Origin of the sequence: Cupriavidus malaysiensis (assembly GCF_001854325.1) — a bacterium.
Taxonomy (GTDB): Bacteria; Pseudomonadota; Gammaproteobacteria; order Burkholderiales; family Burkholderiaceae; genus Cupriavidus; species Cupriavidus malaysiensis.
This window is the reverse complement of the sequence record NZ_CP017754.1, coordinates 1,944,418-1,960,467: the sequence shown is the minus strand read 5'-3', so window position 1 is coordinate 1,960,467 and position 16,050 is coordinate 1,944,418. Positions and strand designations below refer to the sequence as shown.

General features: G+C 67.4%; 20 protein-coding genes. 3 read left to right on the top strand and 17 right to left on the bottom strand.

Annotation, left to right across the window (positions count from 1 at the left end):
• Positions 1 to 45: 45 nt before the first annotated feature.
• The 15 genes from BKK80_RS08590 to BKK80_RS08520 all read right to left on the bottom strand — a co-directional run bounded on the left by BKK80_RS08590 (position 46) and on the right by BKK80_RS08520 (position 10,160).
• Complete coding sequence (locus BKK80_RS08590; protein ID WP_071068944.1) at positions 46 to 603, bottom strand: hypothetical protein; 558 nt, start codon at positions 601 to 603, stop codon at positions 46 to 48.
• A 266-nt stretch (positions 604 to 869) separates the two neighbouring features.
• Positions 870 to 1,082 (bottom strand): ankyrin repeat domain-containing protein, encoded by a 213-nt coding sequence (locus tag BKK80_RS08585; RefSeq protein WP_071068943.1) that lies wholly within the window; start codon positions 1,080 to 1,082, stop codon positions 870 to 872.
• Complete coding sequence (locus tag BKK80_RS08580; RefSeq protein WP_071068941.1) at positions 1,079 to 1,297, bottom strand: hypothetical protein; 219 nt, start codon at positions 1,295 to 1,297, stop codon at positions 1,079 to 1,081. The genes BKK80_RS08585 and BKK80_RS08580 overlap by 4 nt, the downstream gene beginning before the upstream one ends.
• A gap of 61 nt (positions 1,298 to 1,358) precedes the next feature.
• Complete coding sequence (locus BKK80_RS08575; protein WP_071068939.1) at positions 1,359 to 1,721, bottom strand: hypothetical protein; 363 nt, start codon at positions 1,719 to 1,721, stop codon at positions 1,359 to 1,361.
• A 123-nt stretch (positions 1,722 to 1,844) separates the two neighbouring features.
• Positions 1,845 to 2,615, bottom strand: coding sequence for a DUF5710 domain-containing protein (locus BKK80_RS08570; protein WP_071068936.1), 771 nt, complete (start codon positions 2,613 to 2,615; stop codon positions 1,845 to 1,847).
• Positions 2,616 to 2,722: 107 nt separating this feature from the next.
• Complete coding sequence (locus tag BKK80_RS08565) at positions 2,723 to 2,974, bottom strand: hypothetical protein (RefSeq protein WP_071068933.1); 252 nt, start codon at positions 2,972 to 2,974, stop codon at positions 2,723 to 2,725.
• A 239-nt stretch (positions 2,975 to 3,213) separates the two neighbouring features.
• Positions 3,214 to 3,792 (bottom strand): ankyrin repeat domain-containing protein, encoded by a 579-nt coding sequence (locus BKK80_RS08560; protein WP_071068931.1) that lies wholly within the window; start codon positions 3,790 to 3,792, stop codon positions 3,214 to 3,216.
• A gap of 67 nt (positions 3,793 to 3,859) precedes the next feature.
• Positions 3,860 to 4,705, bottom strand: coding sequence for an N-6 DNA methylase (locus tag BKK80_RS08555; RefSeq protein ID WP_071068929.1), 846 nt, complete (start codon positions 4,703 to 4,705; stop codon positions 3,860 to 3,862).
• Between the two features lie 45 nt (positions 4,706 to 4,750).
• On the bottom strand, positions 4,751 to 5,098 hold the full coding sequence (locus BKK80_RS08550; RefSeq protein ID WP_071068926.1) for a hypothetical protein: 348 nt from the start codon (positions 5,096 to 5,098) through the stop codon (positions 4,751 to 4,753).
• A gap of 114 nt (positions 5,099 to 5,212) precedes the next feature.
• The gene (locus tag BKK80_RS08545; RefSeq protein ID WP_071068924.1) at positions 5,213 to 5,758 is read right to left on the bottom strand and encodes an ankyrin repeat domain-containing protein; all 546 of its coding nucleotides are present in this window, start codon (positions 5,756 to 5,758) and stop codon (positions 5,213 to 5,215) included.
• A 179-nt stretch (positions 5,759 to 5,937) separates the two neighbouring features.
• A complete protein-coding gene (locus tag BKK80_RS08540; protein ID WP_071068921.1) occupies positions 5,938 to 6,498 on the bottom strand; it encodes a hypothetical protein in 561 nt (186 codons plus the stop codon).
• 49 nt (positions 6,499 to 6,547) lie between these two features.
• On the bottom strand, positions 6,548 to 6,952 hold the full coding sequence (locus BKK80_RS08535) for an ankyrin repeat domain-containing protein (RefSeq protein WP_071068919.1): 405 nt from the start codon (positions 6,950 to 6,952) through the stop codon (positions 6,548 to 6,550).
• A gap of 131 nt (positions 6,953 to 7,083) precedes the next feature.
• Positions 7,084 to 8,160 (bottom strand): ankyrin repeat domain-containing protein, encoded by a 1,077-nt coding sequence (locus BKK80_RS08530; RefSeq protein ID WP_071068917.1) that lies wholly within the window; start codon positions 8,158 to 8,160, stop codon positions 7,084 to 7,086.
• Between the two features lie 147 nt (positions 8,161 to 8,307).
• Complete coding sequence (locus tag BKK80_RS08525; RefSeq protein WP_071068915.1) at positions 8,308 to 8,604, bottom strand: hypothetical protein; 297 nt, start codon at positions 8,602 to 8,604, stop codon at positions 8,308 to 8,310.
• 209 nt (positions 8,605 to 8,813) lie between these two features.
• Positions 8,814 to 10,160 (bottom strand): hypothetical protein, encoded by a 1,347-nt coding sequence (locus BKK80_RS08520; protein WP_071068913.1) that lies wholly within the window; start codon positions 10,158 to 10,160, stop codon positions 8,814 to 8,816.
• A 182-nt stretch (positions 10,161 to 10,342) separates the two neighbouring features.
• Between BKK80_RS08520 and BKK80_RS08515 the strand changes: the two genes are divergently transcribed.
• From BKK80_RS08515 to BKK80_RS08505, 3 genes are all read left to right on the top strand, one after another.
• Entirely contained in the window at positions 10,343 to 12,865 is a 2,523-nt protein-coding gene (locus BKK80_RS08515; RefSeq protein ID WP_071068911.1) for an Eco57I restriction-modification methylase domain-containing protein, read from the top strand.
• Positions 12,866 to 13,160: 295 nt separating this feature from the next.
• Complete coding sequence (locus tag BKK80_RS08510) at positions 13,161 to 14,006, top strand: endonuclease NucS domain-containing protein (protein ID WP_071068909.1); 846 nt, start codon at positions 13,161 to 13,163, stop codon at positions 14,004 to 14,006.
• Positions 14,003 to 14,719, top strand: coding sequence for a hypothetical protein (locus BKK80_RS08505; protein ID WP_071068907.1), 717 nt, complete (start codon positions 14,003 to 14,005; stop codon positions 14,717 to 14,719). Before BKK80_RS08510 ends, BKK80_RS08505 begins: the two co-directional genes overlap by 4 nt.
• A gap of 39 nt (positions 14,720 to 14,758) precedes the next feature.
• Here the strand turns inward: BKK80_RS08505 and BKK80_RS08500 are convergent, their stop codons facing one another.
• A complete protein-coding gene (locus BKK80_RS08500; protein ID WP_071068905.1) occupies positions 14,759 to 15,280 on the bottom strand; it encodes a hypothetical protein in 522 nt (173 codons plus the stop codon).
• Positions 15,277 to 16,050, bottom strand: coding sequence for an abortive infection family protein (locus BKK80_RS08495; RefSeq protein ID WP_071068903.1), 774 nt, complete (start codon positions 16,048 to 16,050; stop codon positions 15,277 to 15,279). The genes BKK80_RS08500 and BKK80_RS08495 overlap by 4 nt, the downstream gene beginning before the upstream one ends.

The window sequence follows — 16,050 nt, the reverse complement described above, 5'->3', positions numbered from 1 at the left end:
TCACCCACGGGGTGACGGTCGCACGTGCTGGTGAGGCGGCCCGGGTCAGTGGATCCGCAACGCGGTTAGGACGGCGCGCTCGATGTCGATGCGCTCGCGCCAGTTTTCCTTCGTCACGGTGGTGGTGCCGCGGCGTTCGATGCCCTTGAACGCCAGCAGGCCCTTGCGGTTGAAAATATTGTCCGCCGGGCTGATGTTCCAGAACCGCACAAAGGCCGTGAAGGCCTGGATCCGGTCGTGGTCGCCGATCTGCTCGATCAGATCCGGGTGCGCGTGGATCAGTGCCGCGAACGGGATGCTGAACGACATGCCCTGCTGGACCGGCGGGAGCGGTTCGACCGCGTGGAAGCCGAGGGTATGGCAGCGCTCTCCCGCGATGTGGCCCAGCCAGACGTCCTGGCGTTCGAGCAGGTGGCCCATCGCGTCCTCCCACTCGATGCCGGGCTGGGGCTTGTAGACCCCGTACGCGACGTACAGCGGGCCGTTCTCGTTGGGCTTCGGTTCCACGTCGGCGATGCCGTCGCGGAAGTTGTCCAGCGCGCTCAACTCGTGGGCGTCGATGATGAACTGCTTGTCCTTCAGGGTGATCAGGGCGTATTGCATCGGGTCTCCTCATGGTGGGTGGCTGCGGCCGGATGGCCGTGGGAACAACATGGCAGGTACCGCGTGCTTGTCAAACGCCGACGGGGAGGATTTCAGAGTGTGCCGTGGCACGGATTGATACGCCGCTGTGGCGCCAACCAAATGGGGAGCCAAAGCTCCCCTGGGCGGTCACCCCGTGCCTCCGGCCCCATCGGCGTCAGCACGGTGTTGCGACCTGGCGCTCCGCGGCCAGGTGGGGTTTTCACCCCGCTCCAGCCCCACCACCCTCACGCGGAGCGCGGGGCCCGCATGTCGAGGAGCCACTGCGCCAGCCGGGTGTGGCCGTTCTGCTCCGCGAGCTGTACCGCCGTCCGGTGGTTCCCGTCGGTGGCGTGGAGGTCCGCGCCGTAGTGCAGCGCGAACCGGATGCCCAGGGCGTTGCCGGCCGCGGCGAAGCTCAGCAGGTCCAGGTTGAGGCTGTCGGTGGTTACGGTGGTCATGGTCGCACCGCCGTGCCGTTGATGAGCCAGGCCCAGACCAACCGAAGGCCCAACGCGACGATCATGCTCACGAGCAGGCCCCGGATGGGCAGGCACGCGACCACCAGGACCGTGCTCGCGCTGGTCAAGCAGTCGATCGCCAGGGTGTTCCGTGCGATGGGCCGCAGGAACGCTGCGAGCAGGATCCCCAGAACGATTCCGAGGGTGATGAGCATGGCCGTCTCCTCCGTGTGGTGACCCCAGGCTGGGGCCTGCTTTCATGAACCTGGTGATTGATCAGCGCTTGGGGACCACCTTCGCCACCACGAGGCGCCCCGCAAGGTGGGTCAGGCCCACGATCTTCCGGATGCCGAGGAGCGTGTCGCCGAGCAGGAACAGGGCCAGGAGGATGTTCAACCAAAGCGCCGGCACGGGAATGACGGTCACGATGTACAGGCAGGCTCCCAGCTTGATCGAGGTCCAGAGCGTGCCCACAACGCTCATGGCTTGGCCGCTCAGCGTGCGGTCGTCGAATCGTTCGCCCCGGTGCATCGCACTGAGGATGGCCACGCCCAGCGTGGCCCGCCAAACGATGGCCAGAGCCAGGCTGAAGATCGCGATCCACACCTCGATGTGAACGAAGGATTGCAGGATGTGCACGGTAGATCCCCCTCCTATTGATGGCCCCAGGCCGGGGCCTCTCCTTTGTACCTAGCGGGTCCTGGTCCCCTGTCAACCACCCGGCCAAAAATAGGCCCGTGCCAGGGCACGGGCGTAGGCCAATCAGTTGGGCTGGTGAAAGAAGTCGTCGAACAGCCCGTTGTCCTGCCCCTCGTAGGCGTGGGCGTCCCGGATCCCCTGCTGCTCCTCGGTGACGATCCGCGGGGCCAGGCCTTCCGCGTGCCCCATGATCTTCTCCCGAGTCTCCTCTGACAGGTCGAGCCGGCCGAGCAACCAGCGGGCGTCGAACTGCCAGTCCCGTGCGCTGCGCCGGCCGTACGTGCGCATCGCCTCCTGGACGTGCTGGCGTGCTTCCGGATCGGTCCAGCCGTTGACCGCCATGAGGTGCGCCATGGCTTCAGCCTCGCGGCCCCGGGTGCGGGCGAACCCCATGTGCGTGCTCTCGTGGCAGGACGGGCACAGGGCGATGGTGCCCGTCAGGGTCTGGACTCCCGTCTCCTCGTCGTAGTTGAACCGCTCGTGGCACTCCACCGGCCACTTGGGCCCCTTGCAGGTGCAGACTTCGCACACCCACCCGGCGGCGTCGAACGTCCGACGCTTCAACGCCGTCCACTCGGCCTCGTTCAGCTCCGACCGGAGGTTGGAGAACCAGGCCGTGCGCGGGATCAGGTCGACGTACAGCGGCCATTTCGGACCCTTGCCGGGCACCTGCGGCGGCGGGACATACTCCGGGTCGGTCCACTCGGGCCGGGCCAGGAACGGCGCCGGGTCCACGTGGTCGGGGACGTACCATTTCTTCTCGGCCTGGTTCCAGCGCGCCCCCAAGGCTTTGGCCTCCTCCTTTTGCGCAAAGGGGACGTTCAACATCAGCATGGGCACGGCGCACCTCCTGGATCGGGTCGGACGCGGTCCAGGCTAGTGGGTACTTTCGGCCCGTCAAGTACGGGCCGGGGCGCTGCGTTGGATGTGCCGTGGCACAGCTAGACGGTGAGGCCAGAATCCTGGTCGCCGGCGTCCAGCTCTTGCAGCACGGGGTCAACCTCAGCCTCGGTGGAAGCACAACGCTCAGCACCCAGACGGGTGAAAAGGACGGCATAAGCCCTCTCGGCCATGGTGTCGAAGTAGCCCGGCTCCGGGCGGATGGAGCGGATGTGCGTCAACGCTTCGGCCACCTCCTCGGGCGTGAGCCCTTCGAGGCGGGAGAGCGGATTGTGTGGGGCATGGGTGGACATGATGTGGTCTCCGGGGGTGAATGGGCTTTGCGTTGGCGCGTACCCTATACGTTTAACCTAGCGGGTCCAGGTGGCCCGTCAAGCCGTGGGGCCGCCCTTCGGACGAACGGTCGACCCGTGCCCTGGCACCCACCTTCTGCCCTGCGTTCGCACGTCGCAACCCCACCGGAGCCGGAGGCTCCTGGGCGCGAACCCCGGCCTTCGGCCCCATCGGCGTCAGCACCGGGTTTCGATCCCCATCAGCCCCGGTTGTCCGTCGGTTTTTTTTCACGCCGCGCACGGAGGATGTCGATCTGCCGGAGTGCGCATGCCCCAGCTTGGTCGCCCGCGTCGGCGCATGCGGCCTGTACGTCGGCGCCGGCGCGCACCGTCGCGCGCACGCCCAAGCCATGGTCTTCGCCGAGGGCAAAGGTCAGGCCCAACGTCGGATCGGCCCCACCGTCAAGCAGCAGCCGGATCACGCGCAGATCGTTCCGACGGGTGGTCTCAACCATGTTGTCCAAAAAGAGGTGATCGAGAATGGAACGGTTCGACTCGTCCTCTGCGTTCACGTCAGCACCCGCCTCGATCAACACCCGTACGGTGTCGACCGAGCGCTGCTGCACGGCAAAAAGAAGCGGCGTGTGCCCGTCGAGCGTTTTGGCATCGACCTCCGCCCCCAGCTCGATCAGCGCATGCGCGGCTTCGGCATTTCCTGCCCAGGCCGCGTAGTGGAGCAACGTTTGCTCGTGTTCGCTCTCGTACTCGTTCCGGCTCACCTCAAACACGTTGACGAGCATTTTGATCATCGCCCCGTTGGCGTACGGCTTGTCGTTCATGCAGTTCTCCAAGTTTGCTGTTTGTGCGTTGAACAGGGCGCCCATCGCGCCCCGGGGTTCGGATCGGTTAAGCCACCGTGCTCGTGGTCGCCTGACCTGCCTTCGCCTCCTTGCGGGCCGTCTCGTCACAGGCGTGCTCCGCGCTGCGGACACGGTTCGGGCAAATCTGAACCGCCACCGTGTCGGCCGTCGCGTCGTGGTAGTGGCGGATCAGGTCGGAGCAATGCACCCGCAGCCCGCCAAACGGCACGTTGTGCAGGATGCTGGACTGCACGATCTGCACCACCGTGGCCTTCACCATGGCGGGGTCGATGTCGTTCGCGAACACGTACATGCGCGCCACCCCTTCCTTCCCGTGGGCCGCGAACGCCTGACGGAGGTTTGCCAGCAGCAACGCGCCGGTGCCGCACGCCGGGTCGCATACGATCTGGCCTTCGCTGGCGTTGAACGGCCGGTTTGCCTCCCCGGTCGTCGCGCCCTGGCCCATCTGGGCCGCGAAGCGCGCGAGCCCGTCCGCCAGACCGGCCGGCGTCAGGTGTTGCCCCATCGCCTTGGCCTGCTTCGGTGCGATTGCGGACCCGTAGACGTCCCCCAGCACGTCGGTGAACGGTGCCGAGGTCTTCACCAGCTCCAAGTACATCGCGCCAAGGGCCAACTGCTCCGCCCATGCCTGCGGGTGGCCGCGGTACTCGTCCAGCGCGATCAGGTGATCCTTGTTGAACCACGCCGCGCCCGCGGTCAGGGCGTACATCATCGGGGCCGTGACCGACAACACGTTGAACTGCAACTGGATGATGTCGTCAAGGATCGCCTTCACGCCCGAGCGGATCGGGTTGTTCTGCGCGAAGCGTTCCACACGGTCGGTGAACGCCTTCGTCGTGGTGGTCGTGCTCGTGGTGGTTTTGCGGGCCATACGGTTCTCCTGGTGGGTTTGGGATGCGGTGGTCAGGGGGTCGGGTTACAAGGTGCCGCCGACGTGGAGCTGGGCCACCCACTCGCCGTTGCGGTAAAACGCGGCCACGTATGCCCACGTGGTCGCGCTCGCGCGCAGCACCAGCGGGCCCATGACGTAGTGGTCCTGCGACCCAGCGGCGAGGTGCTTCAATACCGTCTGGAAGCGTCCTGCCATCCACGCCCGCGGCGGCATTTCCTGGTCCAGCTCCTCGCCCAGTTCGCAGATCAAGCGGCTGACGGTCGGGAGGTTGCGACGGCCCGCGTCGTCCATACGTTCCGGACAGGTGAGCCAGCCGGCGCCGTCCAAGTGGTCAGGGGATTGCGTGTCAATCAGTTCCGGAATGAATCCCATGGTGGTGTCCTCGTGGGTTGGTTGAGACCGGTCCAGTGTCCAGGCTCGGGCCTCCCCCGCTGAGTCGCCGACCGCTCGTCGAAAACGCACGGCGCGACTCAACGGGAACGGTGCTCATGCGCCCCGGGCGGTCAGGGCTTTCACCACCGCGTGGTGGCCGCGGCGCTCCGCCAGGTCGCGAGCGGTCTTGCCGCACGCGGTCCGCGCACGGGGATTCACCCCGACTTTGAGCAACGGGCGGACGAACTTCGCCATGCCGTGCAGGGCCACCACGTGCAGCGGCGTGAGGTCCTTGAACGCGACGAACGCCCCGCCCTGGTCGTCCTGGTGGTAGCGCACGCGGTGCAGGTGCTCCACCGCCAACGGCGAGGACAGGGTTTCGCGCACCTCCACCATCTCGCCGGCGGCCAGGTCGCCCAGCAGCGCCATGCCCAGCAGGTCGACGGTGTGGGCCTTGCGCACCAGGTCGAGGGCGAGCACCGCCCCGCGCTGGTTGGCGGTCTGCACCGCGAGCAGGTACGCCGCCGCGTAGTAGTCGTACGGGACCCCGTGCGGCGGCATCGGGATCGAAACGGAGCGAGCGGCCGACGCCTGGACGGCGATCGGGTCGATCGGACGGCGCGCGTACGGCGTGCCGAGGACGCGGTTCTGCATGGCCATGGGGGTCTCCCGGTGGTTGGCGTTGGGGGGATGCGTGGAACGGTGGAAGCCCCCGACGAACCGGGGCGATCTCTCCGGTGGGGCCCGGACGTGTCGCGAGGAGGAGCGCCGTGGCGCTGGGTGTTGCGGGTGGTGCGGGTGGTGCTGGAACTGCGGTGATGCGAGTGGTGATGCCGGGCTTACCAGCGGCGGCGGACCGGTCCGCGCAGCTTCTCGAACTGCTCGAGGTCCTTCACGCGGAAGCGCATGTGGCCCGCCACCATCGTCGGCGTGATGCGGCGCTGCCCGATGTGCAGCAGCAGGCCCGACGGGTTCTTGTAGCCCACCAGCTCCGAGGCTTCGGACAGGCTGAACGTCTCGCTGTACAGCTTCTTCAGGGCCAGCACCTTGGCACGCTCGTAATAGTTGTTGCGCCCGCGCTGAACCGCAGGGATCTCGGCGCGCTGCATCAGGTCCGCCACCGCTTGCGGCGTGGCGTAGTCGAACAGCTCCATCACCTCCGCGGTGCTCATGGTCGCCGAGTCCTCCACCGGAGCCACGGAAGCCACCGGGGCCACAGGAGTGGGTGCCACCACCTGCGCCACCGGAGTGGGAACCGCCGGTTGTACGACCGCCTGAGCGGCCTGCGCGGCGGTGGTGATCGCCGCCGGGATCACGTTCAACGTGAAATCGGTCAGCGTAGCGAGCAACGGCATGAGGTTCGGCAGTTCTGCGGACGTGCATTGGATCTGGGTGGCCATGGTCAAGCTCCTTGGTGGTGGAAAACGGGTGGTTGGGACGATTCAGGGTTCAGCGGCTCAGCAGCGCGTGCGCCGCCGTTCCGGGTCGGGTCAGGTCGATGGGCTTCACAAGCTCGGTGCCCTGGTTGTGGTCCGCCGTCGCATGACGGTCCGCGCCATGGACCATCAGCACCGCCACCGCTTCCGGCTGGTTGGCCATCGCTGCGCAGTGCAACGCCGTCACGCCGGTCTGCGGGTCGGTGTAGGTGGGCGATGCGCCTTGCGCGAGCAGGATGTACATCGCCTCGATACGGCCGCCGGCGCTGGCCCACATCAGCGGGGTGAGCGCTTCGCCGGCGTGGTTCGTCGTCGTGCCGTTGATGTCCGCCCCGTCGTCGAGGTGCGCGCGGATGGCATCGAGGTCGCCGAGAAACGCCGCGGCGCACAGGGAGGCGTTGGCGATGCCGGTGGTCATGTGGTTGCTCCGTGGGTGGGTAGTGTCGATGAGTTCAGTATCGCGAGGGGGGCCGCCCTGGGTGAGTCGCGAGCCCGAGCTCACCCCCGGGGTGTCGCGACTCACGCGTGCCGGCCGGCCTGCAAACGGCGCTACGCACCTACCGGCTGCGTGGCCATCGCCACGCTGAGCAGCAGCTCCGTGCGGCACTGGCGTGCCGCACCCACCGCATGGTCCAGAGCGTTCAGGCCGTCGTGATCCACCGCGTTGATGTTTGCCCCACACCCCATCAGGAAGGTCAAAACCTTGTGGTTGCCATGCTTGGCCGCGACGATCAGGGGCGTGGCGCCCTCGTTGTCCACCCGGGATTCGAGGTGTTGCCCCTTGTCGAGGATCTGGACCAGCTCGGTGAGATCGCCGTTGGTCTTGATACGCTGGGTGATCTGGTCATACTCCCCGCGCAGGCGTTCCCGTTCTTCGTAGTAATCGTCGCCGCACGGCTTGCACGGTTTCGCCCCAGCGCCGACCAGCGCTTCAACGCAGGCCGCGACCCCGTTCTGATCGATGCTCTTCAGTGCCATATCGAGGGCGCTGTACCCATAGACGTCGACGGCGTGGACGTCGGCGCCCAACGCGATCAGTGCCGCGACCGCGTAGTGGTTCCCCAGATTGGCCGCTTCGATCAGAGGGGTGGCGCCGTCGTCGTTGCGAGCGTTCACCACCCAACCGGCAGCGACCATCCAATGGAAGCATTGCGCGCGGTCCGGGTCGGCGCCCAGCAGATCTCCGCCGCGTGCGAGCGCGTGCAGAAGGGTGTCCCCGGTGCGGCGACGGTCCGGCGTTGCCCCTTCGATCAGCAGCATGTTGATGATGAACGCGCTGCTGATTTCATAGATGTCGAAGATCGCAGTAGCGAGGGGGCAGCCATTGCTTTCCGGGCCGTACCCGTCGAACTTGAGACCGTCGGGATTCGCACCGGCATCGAGCAGTTCCCTCACGAACGCCGGGTGGTCTAGCGCCACGGCCGCCTCCAGAACAGCGGTGGCGGCGTCGGGACCCCCGATCGTTTCCAGCGCCGCCGACATCAACGTTTTGTCCAGCACGCAGCGTGCCTTTTCAAGCGAGATTTCGTTCTTGAAGTAGCGCTGGATCAGGGCATCGGCCTCCTTCATCAACTGGTCGATGGACGTGATCGGGCGACGGATTGCTGCGATGTTCGTGGTGGTCATGGGGTTGCTCCGTGGGTGTGTGGTGTCGATGGGTTCAGTATCGCGAGGGGGGCCACTCTGGGTGAGTCGTGAGGCGGGGTCGCCCAGCACCGTGGACGACTCAAGCGCTGGGCGATGCGGAGAGGGGTTAGGCGTCGACCATCCTCCTTAGCCGTCGATCGGGCCGATGTCGTCGAGCGGCATCCGCACCACGATGCGGCCCGAGCCGTCCCGGAGGATGCGGAGCAAAAGCGACCACCAGAGGGCTTCGGCGTAGGTCGGGCTGGCGATCGGGAGGTTGCGGTCAATCTGCTGGCCGCATTCCTCGAACGTGTCGTGCGGCACGAGCACCTGCGCTACCCACGCCGGGACGTGGGTGCAGGACTGCTCGATCAGCGGTTTGACGTCCACCATCGGGTGGGCGCGTTTGCCCGGGAATGCGAAGGTATGGGTCTGCTGGGTCATGCCGGTCACCGTGAAGTTGTTTCGACGGAGACCAGTGTGGGTGGGGGGGGCGCCCAGGCTGAGTTACGCCAGCGTCGCGGTTTGGACGCCGCGCAACTCACGTGGTGGGAATGGGGTCAGCGGTCCCGTGGCAACAAACCCCGGGGAACCCGGGCAGGAAGCCGGGGTACCGATCGGTGGCCGGCCCCAGGGTGCGGAGCCGATGAACGTCAGGCCTTGCGCCGACGGGAAAGCCGTTGATCGCCGCTCAAACGCCCCTGACGGGCGCGCTCGGCGGTGACGGTGGGCACGTTGTCCTCGTGCGCCAGGTACTCCGCTTCCGGGTCGTCCCGGTCGTACTCCAGCTCCTCGTCTGGCCGTGCCGGTGTCTCCACCGGCAGGAACGCGTAGCCGTTGCGGTCCAGGTAATCGCCGTGCAGCGTGCGCAACCAGCGACGCACGCCGGCCTCGATCCCAAACGGAGCGGCCCACCGGACGATCGCGCGGTGCCGCTCGCGCAGCGCCGTGAAGACCGGGTCTTCCAGCCGGCTGCGCAGGTCGCCCCGCTCACCCTTCGCGAAGATCGTGGCCAAGGCCAGCACGATTACGTCGCCCACGCTGAGCGCGCTGCCCTCACCCGCACGTTCGGTGCTGCTGACGCCCATGAGGTGCAGAAAGCTATCCGCACCCAGCTCGGCGAGCTGCTGCGCCTGGTGGCTGGTATTCGCCTTCAGGAGGGTGACCTGATCCGCCGGCGAGAGGTCGGGGTTGAGCAACGGGCGCCGGTTCAGACGCAGGTTCGCTGCGCGCGCCGGGCCGTCGAACGCCGACGGTGCTGCGTCGGGCGATCGGGTGAAGCCAGGCTTGGGGAACATCGAATGCTTCGCCCCGGATCCCGCCGCCGGCACGTCCGAACGGACGAACGCCACGCCAGTGTCCAAGTGGTCCGCGACCGCGTGACCCTCCAAGCCGCTGCCGTCGTGGTAGCGCAGAACGGGGACCCAGAGGGCCGCGATCGAGGTGTCGCCGCCCATCATCGCCCAAAGCGGTACGGGTGTCACAGTGTCGTCCGCGCACGGGCCGACCGACCAGTACAGTTCCGCGAAGCCCACGTCGATCGCCTTAAAGGGCTTGCCGTCGTGGTCGGTGCCCAGCACCGTTTCGTGTCCGGGGAACAGCCCGAAGGTGCCGCGGATCTTGTCCTCGGACGGCACGTTCGCCCCGTTCTCCCACCGGGTCCAGGCGTTGCCCGTGGTACCGCCCTGCTGCTCGCGCTGCGCCTCGTTGAGCTTGTCCATCTGCCGGCCCGAGATCATCCACACCTTGTCCGGGGCGTCGTCCACGTCGCGCCCGTCCCCCGTGAGGTGCTTCAACGACAGCAGCAGGTGCGCGCGAAAACGCGGCTCCCGTAGCCGGGGCGGCAGGTCCTCCGACCGGTTGAGCACCCGCTCCACCGTCGAGCGCATCGTGCGCGACCAGGCCTTGCCCCGGACGGTCTTCCAGTCGTCCGCGCGCTCGTCCGATCGTTTCGTTTTGGTCGTTGCGTTCGCCTTCCCTGCTGCCTTGCCCGTCGCCATCCCGCCCCCGGTGTGCTGGTCGTGTTGTTCCAGGGATTGTAGCCCGACGGGCGGCAGCCCTTCCGGGACGCGGGGCTACGGGAAGTGAGTCGCGAAGCGGTCCAGGCCCCGTGCGGGGAGCGACTCAGCTACGGAGGTGTGGGAGAAAAAAGTAGAGGTCCATCCACTTCGGAGCGGACCTCGTGAAGACCCAACGCAACTCCATCGGTCGTGATCTCGACCAGTTTTACACCAACCCCCAACTGGCTCAACGCCTTTTCGACGAGCTGATCGCCGACCACCTCGGTGATCGCTGGTCGCACGGCGTGCGCTGGCTCGAGCCGTCGTGCGGCACCGGGGCATTCCTCTCGCTGCTGCCCGAGGACGCCCTCGGGGTGGACCTCGACCCGAAGTGCCCGGGGGCCGTTCAGGCGGATTTCCTTAACTGGACGCCCCCGACCGGTGACGATCGCCCGCTCGTGGTGGTGGGCAACCCGCCGTTCAAGCACGACGTCGCGTTCTTCAACCGCTGCGCCGAGCTGGGCGCCGAACGCATCGCGTTCATCGTGCCGCGCTCGTGGCAAAAACCGTCGGTCCAGAACAAGCTCGCCCGCGCGTTCCACCTCGTCCACGAGGAGGTGCTGCCGCTCGACGCGTTCATCTTCGAGGGCCAGCCGGCCGCGGTGCCCACGGTCTTCCAGGTGTGGGAGCGCCGCGACGAGCAGCGCGCGCTGATCGTGCTGCCCACCACGCACGCGGATTTCGCGTTCGTGCCGTACGCCCAGCGCGACACCGCCGACTTCGCGATCCAGCGCATCGGGGTGAACGCCGGCGCGGTGAAGGACCTCGACGCCAAGCACCTGAGCAAGAACTCCCACCGCCTCGTGCGCGTGACCGACCGCAACCGGGTCGCCGAGGTCCGCGCGCTCTTCGAAGCCGTGGACTGGTCCCCGATCAAGGCCTGCGTCGCCGGGAACCCGAGCATCGCCAACGGCGAGATGGTGCGGGCCTACGAGACCGCCGTGGTCGACCGCCTGTTCGCCGCCACCGACTGGTTCGCGGACGTCGCCGAGGTGGTGGTCCAGCCGGCCGTCGAGGAACCGGCCGCCGTTTCGCCGACCGAGCCGGTGGCGGAGCCTGCCGTCGCGCCCATGACGATCCCGGCGGTGTACGAGCGCATCGCCGAGCTGGTCCGCGCGTCGGGGATGGACGCCCAGGGGCGCATGGTCGGCGGGGTCGTCTACACCCCGTTCGAGCTGGCGAGCGCGATGGTCGAGCTGGCCCGCCTGCAGCCCCACGAAACGGTGCTGGAGCCGTCGTGCGGCCGTGGGTCGATCGTGTTCGCCATCGTCGCCCACTGGCTGGCCCGTGGCCTGACGCACGAGCAGGTCGCGCGCTACTGCGAGCAGAAGCTGTTCGTCGGTGATCTGGACGGTCAGGCGGTCGAAGATCTCCGCACGCTCTACCGCACGTTCTTCTCCGAGCACGGCGTGACGTCGGAGCTGAACGCCCGCGTCGGGGATGCCCTGTTCGACGGCTGGCCCGGCACGTTCTCCGTGACGATCGCCAACCCGCCGTACGTGGGGCTGGGCAAGCTGCCGAAGGACTACGCAAAGCGCGTGCGCGCGTCGTTCAGCACCTGCGCGAAGGGAATGGCAGACCTCTACCAGGCCTTCATCGAGCAGGCGCAGAGCCAGTCGGACCGCTCGGTGGTGATCGCCCCGAACGCGTGGATGCGCACCAAGGCCGGGACGGCCCTGCGCAACCTGCTGCGCCCGCGTGTCCGCTCGGTGGTGGACTTCGAGCACCGCCGCGTCTTCCTCGGGCCGCTGGGGGCGAGCGTGCTGACCGCGATCGTGGTGACCGGCCCGGCCACCCAGGCACCGGTGCTGTTCCGCACGGACATGCCGCACGAGAGCGACACCCCGTGGACGGTCGCGTTCCGCCAGAGCGACGAAGCGATGGGCCCGGCTGCGTGGGCGCTGGACCCGGCGATGCCCGGGGACGCGATCGACCCCGACGCCACCACGCTGGACGAACTCGCCGAGGTGCTGGTGGGGGTGAACACCAACGCCAACGGGGCGTACGTGGTGGAGAACTGGACGGTCGACGGTGACGCGGTGCGTGCGACGAACCGCCACGGGCGCGAGGTGCGCCTGCCGTTGCAGGACGCCCCGCTGTTCCTGAAGCTGACCAAGACCGAGACGCTCGCCGACGTCCAGCACGCCCACCGCATGCTCTGCCCGTACGACGCGGAGCTGAAGGTGGTGCCCGAGGCGCAGCTCGATCCCGAGGTGCTGGACTGGTTCCGTGGCCACTCGGACCTGCTGCACGCACGCGACGGGGGCGACCTGCGCGGCTACGAGGCGTGGCACGCCTACGGGCGCAAGCAGGGGCTCTACGCGTTCGACCCGAACGAGTGTCTGCTGCTGGTGCCGTGCATGGTGGACGGCCCGATGACGCCGGTTGACGTGACCCCCGGGCAACTCGGTGGGCGCTTCCTGTGGGCGTCGGGCTTCGTGGTGCGTGCGAAGAACCCGGCCGACCACCACCGGGTCAAGGCCCTGCTGGCAGCGCCGAGCACGTGGCGCTTCCTTTACCGTCGCGGCAAGCTGTGGACCGGACGCTACCGGACGTTCACGCCGAACCAGCTCCGCATGGTGCCGGAGGTCGTGACGGTGACGCCGGTGGTGCCGCCGGTGATCGCGGTGCCGACGACGGTGTAGCCCAGCGGTTCGCCGGGCGCGGGGCTAAGGGGTGCAACGGCACCCCTCTTCCGTCCGGGTCGACGGTGTCCCGTGCAAGACCTCGGAGCCGGGGGCTCCTGCGCACGAACCCCGCCTGCGGCCTCATCGGCGTCAGCACCGGTTGTCCCCGCCCGGGCCTCCAGCCCCGGGGGTGGTTCGCGCAGCGACCGAGAGCAACACTTTTCCGCTGGTGCCCGCACGATGCGACGTGGTTCAATCGGTGCCTGCCTGGGCGTGGCGCCCAGCGACAAGACCAACGCGAGGGACCCGAGCCGTGAGCACCACCCCCACCAACCGCCCGCCCATCTGGCAACTGATCCGCGACGCGGTGAAGCCGCTCGGCCTGGGCCGTGAGATCAGCAACGCCGAGATCCGGCAGATCCTGGCTCAGGACTACCCCGACCTGAACGTGGGAACGGTGAACTGTCAGATCGTCATCTGCACGGTCAACCGCCCGAGCCGGGTGCACTACCCGGAGAACAAGAAACCCCGCCTGGCCAACGGGCCGTACGACTTCCTCTACGCCACCGGGCGCGGCAAGGTCGTCTGGTACGACCCTGACAAGCACGGCCTGTGGTCGATCGAGGAGACCCCCGAGGGGTTGAAGGTCCGCCGCGTGGACGACTCCACCGAAGAGGTGCCCGCCACGCCCGACATCGACACCGCCGAGCCGGTGGACGATGGGTTCGGCGGTGGAGCGTTCGCGCTCGAGAGCCACCTGCGGGACTACCTGGCGCGGAACCCGCCCAGCACCACCACGCACGGCCCCCTCACCCTGTTCGTCGACGCCGACGGACGGGACGGCGTGGAGTACCAGACCGATTGCGGGCCCGCCGACCTCGTGTTCCTGGATCGCGAGGGGAACTTCGTGGTGTTCGAGCTGAAGCTGGGCCGGGGGCCGGACGCCGCGCTGGGTCAGGTGCAGCGCTACATGGGGTGGATCGAGCACCACGTGGCCAAGGGCAAGACCGTGTCCGGGGTGATCGTGGCGAACTCGATCTCCGACAAGCTGAAATACGCCGGCAAGGTCGCCCCGCGCGTTCAGCTCATGGAGTACCGCCTGAGCGTGGACCTCGCGCCCGTCGCGCTGAGCGTGCCCGCACCCGGAGGTCGGGCATGATCGCGTGGTTGTCGCACACGTGGACGGCGGTGATGTCGTTCATCGAGCACCTCACCGAAGGCGAGCTGCGGCTGCTGGCCGGTGCCGTGCCGGTGGTGACCGTGCTCATCTCGGTCTTCGCCATCACCCGCCCGTTGCGCTACCAGAAAAGCGCGGCGCTGCTCGACCAGGCCGTGCGAGCGCTCGAACGCGCGTACAACGCCCTGACCGTTGACGGCACCCAGACCGCCCCGGTCCCGCCCAACCGGTTGAACTGGCTGACGGCCGCCCGCAACCTGGAAACGTACAAGGCGCTGAAGCGCGAGATCGGCGTGAAGGTCCACCGCCGGATCGCCGACGACCACGAGGAGCACTGGCGCAACCTGTTCTACCTCGCGCTCCAAGGCGACGCGTACCACCAGCCGACCTATTACCGCGAACCCGTCGCCGTCCCCCGGGCCCAGCGCACCGGCGGGATCGAACCGCATTCGGCGGTCATCGTCCACGCGTTCGCGAAGTGGCCCGACGGTCGCCCGGACCCGGTGGCGCAGGCGGACTTCGAGCGGATCTTCGAGGAGACGGACCCGCGCCCAGGCAACATCGGGTTGCGGATCTTCCTGGAAGCCCCCGAGAGCGGGACCCCCTTCCGCTTCCGCAACCTGCCGGCCCCCTACCCGAAGAGGGCCTGGTGGAGGCGCTGCCTTCGAACGCTGCGCTTGAGCAAACGCCGATGACCTCCGCCCAAGCCGCCAACGCTGTTGCCCAACCTGCGCTCAGCGCTCCCACATGGGTTTGGTTGCGGTATTGGTGATCAATCCATGCAGCGCCACCGCCGCTTCGTGGATCTTGGCGGTGACCTCCTTGATGTCGGCGACCCGCACGATCTCAACGTTGGTCTTGAAGGTGCCGCGGGCCGACATGTATGCGATGTGAACCAGACCATCCTCGTCCAGAGAAAGCGCGTTGTGCGCGTACTTGTTGCGCCCCGCCTGGGCCGCCCGTACCTTCTTGATGACGGCCTCGTAGTCCTTTAAATGAGGCACCTGATCCACGAGCTGCCCACACAGGGAGCTTACGATGTCCACCCGCTGCTGGAAGTTGCTGTGCGCCACCATCGCCAACGCGCGGATGTCGGTCGGCGACTCGTAGCCGGCCAGTTTCGAGATCGCGACCGCCGTCGTCGATTCGAGGGAGCCCCACACGCTCACCATGCGCCCGAGTTCGAGCAGGTAATCGTCGGGCACTGGCCAGTTGGGGTTGAACTCGCCGCGTTTGGAGGTCTTCTGGGTGGTCATGACTGGCTGGCCTGGGTCTTCGCTTCGATGGTTTTGAGAAAACGGACAAGGCCACCGATGTGGCTGACGATCAGAACGGCCTCGTCGTGATTCAGCATGGGATTGTCGTGCGCCAGGCTTTGGTCGTTGCGAACCGCGTTCATCGCTTCCAGGGTCGAGATGCTGGTCTTGAGGATCCGCTCGGTCATTTCGCTTTCGATCTGACCGGAGCCACGCAGGTGCTTCACGTACTCACCCATCAGGCTGTGCAACGGTTTCTCGCGCGTGACGGCAATGCCGCGTCGCTCGCAGAGCGTCCGCAAGAACTTCATCATGAAGACGTGTACGCGGTCCAAAGCCGTGGCGGGCTCGTTCGCCTCGATCGCGGCCCGAATGTGCTTCGCCGCAGCGGTGAAGTCCAGAGCGTTGACGCTCGCCGTAAAGGCGTCAACCTCGGGGACCGGACTGCTGAGTTTCAGCCGGGCAATGATCGCCTCGACGGCGGCCCGCTGTTGCGGGTCGTCCGGCAAGCATCGAAACTCCTCACCCCATTCGATCAGCGCGTCGAGCGCCCGAGCGACCGTGTGGTCGGACTCCAGCTCCCAGAAGGCACGCATCCGCTTGGCCTTGGACGTGCCTTTGAACTGGTACTTCTCGTCGTAGATGTTGAGGCCAACCTGTTCCTGGAAGAACTCACCCATCGTTCGGTCGGAAAAGTTGAGCACGAGACCGCTGCCCATGTCGAGGAACGGTTCTAGGCAACGGCGATCACGTGAGGTCAGGCTCGACAT

Excerpts from the sequence above, each read along its gene's own strand:
- BKK80_RS08590 (WP_071068944.1), bottom strand. The coding sequence starts at position 603 with ATGCAATACGCCCTGATCACCCTGAAGGACAAGCAGTTCATCATCGAC.
- BKK80_RS08585 (WP_071068943.1), bottom strand. The coding sequence starts at position 1,082 with ATGACCACCGTAACCACCGACAGCCTCAACCTGGACCTGCTGAGCTTC.
- BKK80_RS08580 (WP_071068941.1), bottom strand. The coding sequence starts at position 1,297 with ATGCTCATCACCCTCGGAATCGTTCTGGGGATCCTGCTCGCAGCGTTC.
- BKK80_RS08570 (WP_071068936.1), bottom strand. The coding sequence starts at position 2,615 with ATGCTGATGTTGAACGTCCCCTTTGCGCAAAAGGAGGAGGCCAAAGCC.
- BKK80_RS08565 (WP_071068933.1), bottom strand. The coding sequence starts at position 2,974 with ATGTCCACCCATGCCCCACACAATCCGCTCTCCCGCCTCGAAGGGCTC.
- BKK80_RS08560 (WP_071068931.1), bottom strand. The coding sequence starts at position 3,792 with ATGAACGACAAGCCGTACGCCAACGGGGCGATGATCAAAATGCTCGTC.
- BKK80_RS08555 (WP_071068929.1), bottom strand. The coding sequence starts at position 4,705 with ATGGCCCGCAAAACCACCACGAGCACGACCACCACGACGAAGGCGTTC.
- BKK80_RS08550 (WP_071068926.1), bottom strand. The coding sequence starts at position 5,098 with ATGGGATTCATTCCGGAACTGATTGACACGCAATCCCCTGACCACTTG.
- BKK80_RS08545 (WP_071068924.1), bottom strand. The coding sequence starts at position 5,758 with ATGGCCATGCAGAACCGCGTCCTCGGCACGCCGTACGCGCGCCGTCCG.
- BKK80_RS08540 (WP_071068921.1), bottom strand. The coding sequence starts at position 6,498 with ATGGCCACCCAGATCCAATGCACGTCCGCAGAACTGCCGAACCTCATG.
- BKK80_RS08535 (WP_071068919.1), bottom strand. The coding sequence starts at position 6,952 with ATGACCACCGGCATCGCCAACGCCTCCCTGTGCGCCGCGGCGTTTCTC.
- BKK80_RS08530 (WP_071068917.1), bottom strand. The coding sequence starts at position 8,160 with ATGACCACCACGAACATCGCAGCAATCCGTCGCCCGATCACGTCCATC.
- BKK80_RS08525 (WP_071068915.1), bottom strand. The coding sequence starts at position 8,604 with ATGACCCAGCAGACCCATACCTTCGCATTCCCGGGCAAACGCGCCCAC.
- BKK80_RS08520 (WP_071068913.1), bottom strand. The coding sequence starts at position 10,160 with ATGGCGACGGGCAAGGCAGCAGGGAAGGCGAACGCAACGACCAAAACG.
- BKK80_RS08505 (WP_071068907.1), top strand. The coding sequence starts at position 14,003 with ATGATCGCGTGGTTGTCGCACACGTGGACGGCGGTGATGTCGTTCATC.
- BKK80_RS08500 (WP_071068905.1), bottom strand. The coding sequence starts at position 15,280 with ATGACCACCCAGAAGACCTCCAAACGCGGCGAGTTCAACCCCAACTGG.
- BKK80_RS08495 (WP_071068903.1), bottom strand. The coding sequence starts at position 16,050 with ATGTCGAGCCTGACCTCACGTGATCGCCGTTGCCTAGAACCGTTCCTC.